Source organism: Candidatus Sodalis sp. SoCistrobi, from assembly GCF_900143145.1.
Lineage (GTDB): Bacteria > Pseudomonadota > Gammaproteobacteria > Enterobacterales > Enterobacteriaceae > SoCistrobi.
This window is the reverse complement of sequence record NZ_FRDB01000303.1, coordinates 1-2,652: the sequence shown is the minus strand read 5'-3', so window position 1 is coordinate 2,652 and position 2,652 is coordinate 1. Positions and strand designations below refer to the sequence as shown.

Annotated in this window: 3 protein-coding genes and 2 pseudogenes; 3 read left to right on the top strand and 2 right to left on the bottom strand. The window is 50.7% G+C overall.

The genetic code is table 11. From position 1 onward, the window contains the following. Positions 1-115: 115 nt before the first annotated feature. Positions 116-406 (bottom strand): annotated as a pseudogene (locus CINSTRO3249_RS14870) (Ail/Lom family outer membrane beta-barrel protein); the annotation flags it as partial. A gap of 845 nt (positions 407-1,251) precedes the next feature. Here CINSTRO3249_RS14870 and dps point away from each other — a divergent pair. From dps to CINSTRO3249_RS16900, 3 genes and pseudogenes are all read left to right on the top strand, one after another. Further along, the gene (gene dps, locus CINSTRO3249_RS14860) at positions 1,252-1,755 is read left to right on the top strand and encodes a DNA starvation/stationary phase protection protein Dps (RefSeq protein WP_074013809.1); all 504 of its coding nucleotides are present in this window, start codon (positions 1,252-1,254) and stop codon (positions 1,753-1,755) included. A gap of 102 nt (positions 1,756-1,857) precedes the next feature. Continuing rightward, complete coding sequence (locus tag CINSTRO3249_RS14855) at positions 1,858-2,124, top strand: DksA/TraR family C4-type zinc finger protein (RefSeq protein WP_074013808.1); 267 nt, start codon at positions 1,858-1,860, stop codon at positions 2,122-2,124. Positions 2,125-2,273: 149 nt separating this feature from the next. Continuing rightward, positions 2,274-2,375: pseudogene (locus CINSTRO3249_RS16900) on the top strand (flavin reductase family protein); the annotation flags it as partial. 39 nt (positions 2,376-2,414) lie between these two features. On the opposite strand, the gene CINSTRO3249_RS14850 reads toward CINSTRO3249_RS16900, so the two are convergent. Then, the coding region (locus CINSTRO3249_RS14850; protein WP_143146883.1) for an integrase core domain-containing protein at positions 2,415-2,652 on the bottom strand (238 nt) is incomplete at its 5' end.

Here is a 2,652-nt window from a genome sequence, read left to right as displayed (position 1 = left end):
ATTTCCGCCAAATGGACCATGCCACTCAGAGACTGGAAACCTGCTATGAGCCAATTCATGTTGATGTATGGAGAACGAATCTCCAGTTAAGCGATGGAGCCATTTACACAAAAAAATTTACAGACCCAGCCGGACCGGCGGTGAAGCCATAGTATTGCGCTTTTTCGTACGAGCCGCTTTCCGCGCGATCTTTCTCAACATAAGTGAACGAGGAGATCACGCCCAGCGGTTGGTCATTGTCCCACTCGTAGCGATATTTTACGTTGAAGCCGTTGGCCTTGTTCACTACGCCCTGCAGGTCACCTTGAGCGTAACCGGCGGAGACGGTGCTTTCACCTGCTGTTGCGGAACCTGCTGCCACTGCCAGTACACAGGCTAAAGCTGAAAGACATGCAATTTTTTTCATAACCACCTCAAATGTGAATGTACGTCCTAACCATGAAAATATATCAAAACCCAGCATGAAACTCTGCTTAATAATTGTTGTCCAAGTGAAGGTATCGTGTAACATAAGTTTTCAAAAACTTCTATCCTATTCATTTTGCTTATGTTTTGGTGAGCTGCCGCCGATTGACCTTTACTTATCCTTACAACATATCCAGAACATTCCGAATCGACCGTTTAAAAAATAGACCTTTAGCGGCAAGTTTGCCTATTTTTTTCCTTTTTTTTGCGCTTTTCTTTACAGACGAAACGGTAGCCATTGCGTTCTTGTTTAATAAGTTTTTAATTAACTCATAGCCGCCTGGCTTATTTTCACCATGTATTGGCATCCGCAGTTCCCTATTATGACGCCGCTAGAAAGGGGTACGAAGCGAAACAATAATTATTCCCAATTAACCACTCTGTTATAAGGCTGTAAAATGTGGCCTGATAGCGACATCTTGGGGGGCGGAGCGGTTAAGTCTGTTCTTCACAGCATGAACGCGCTAAGAAGAACTAGCATGACCGCGCTAAGAAGATGAGGGTTTGGGCAGGCAGGGACAGCGCGCGCCGGAGCGCCGCCTGACAGGGCGTCTTAGGCGCGCGCGTTGCCAGGCATGAGATCGTTCCCGCAGCGCCCGAACCGTCCACGCGCTGCGACGAGGGAACACTATGCGTGCGGCCGAAAAACCGCCACCGCCGCCGCATCGCTTCAATAAAAAACAGCGATAGCTTTGATAGGGAGCAAGATTTCAAATCGCTGTTATACTTATTATCTAAACGAAATTAAAAACGAACCATCACGAATTATTAAGAGGATGAGTCATTATGAGTACCGCTAAACTGGTTAAAACGAAATCTTCTGAACTCATTTTTACGCGTAACGACGTCGATGAAGAGGTAAAGACTGCCACTATTGCCACGCTTAACCGTATTGTTATTGAGCTGGTGGATCTGGCCCTTATCACCAAACAAGCGCACTGGAATATGCGCGGCAACAATTTTATCGGTGTGCATGAGATGCTGGACGGTTTCCGTACCGCTATCCTCGACCACCAGGATACCATTGCCGAACGTGTCGTCCAGTTAGGTGGCGTCGCACTGGGAACGGTGCAGGTAACCAACGACAAAACGCCGCTGAAAAGCTACCCGACCAATATCCATACGGTGCAGGACCATCTGAAAGCGCTGGCCGATCGGTATGGTATCGTTGCCAACGATGTGCGTAAGGCGATAACCGAAGTCGAAGATGACGACACTGCCGATATTTTCACGGCGGCCTCGCGCGACCTGGATAAATTCCTGTGGTTTATCGAATCGAACATCGAATAAACTAACGTCAATGCCGGCACAGGTCGGCACGGGCATTTCGCAAAGGCTGACGGCTTGCTCGTCGGCCTTTTTCTTTGTTGCTTTGCAAGCGGAGGTATCACTATGGCCAGTGGCTGGGCGCCGGAGGGCGCCGTGCAGGATCAAATCGATGCCACCCTCAATGATGCAGTACAACGCGTACGTCAGGGACTGAACGGCGGTGTAAGCGCGCAGTTTTGCCAGGAATGCGGCGATCCGATTCCTGAACCGCGCCGACTCGCGGTGCCGGGCGTGCAGTTATGTTTGGCCTGCCAACAGGAACGGGATAAACAGCAGGCAAGCTATGCCGGCTATAACCGCCGCAGCAGTAAGGACAGCCAGCTGCGCTAGGCTGGTGCCAAGACGGCCATAGTCTGCTGCAGTAAAAGGGTAAGACAGTCTTGTATTGGGGCGCCTATACTGGAGGTTTTCCCATTGGCAGATCGCCTGCGCACGGGCAGGCCAGACCGCCGGGTAAGCATTGGCTGGAGAACGCCGCTATGACTTCAAATACCCACTACTTTTACGAACCGGCGCTGGGCCATGGTTTGCCGCATGATCCGCTAAATGCCATTATCGGTCCGCGCCCCATTGGCTGGATTGAATAACCCCGAGTTTATTAGAGAGTAATTTTGGCAATACTACGCCGCTTCCTCTGATGCTAATTGCAAAGCGTAATAGTTCATTTCGGCTTCAGTAGGAGGGATGTAACCCAGCCGCCCGAGCAGCCTTCTGTTGTTGTACCAGTCCACCCAGTCCACCCAGTCCAGCGTGGCCAACTCCACTTCCGTCCGGTTTTTCCAGCTCCCGCGGTGGATAACCTCCGTTTTGTACAACCCGTTGATACTCTCTGCCATCGCATTATCGTAGGAGTCGCCG

Excerpts from the sequence above, each read along its gene's own strand:
- dps (WP_074013809.1), top strand. The coding sequence starts at position 1,252 with ATGAGTACCGCTAAACTGGTTAAAACGAAATCTTCTGAACTCATTTTT.
- CINSTRO3249_RS14855 (WP_074013808.1), top strand. The coding sequence starts at position 1,858 with ATGGCCAGTGGCTGGGCGCCGGAGGGCGCCGTGCAGGATCAAATCGAT.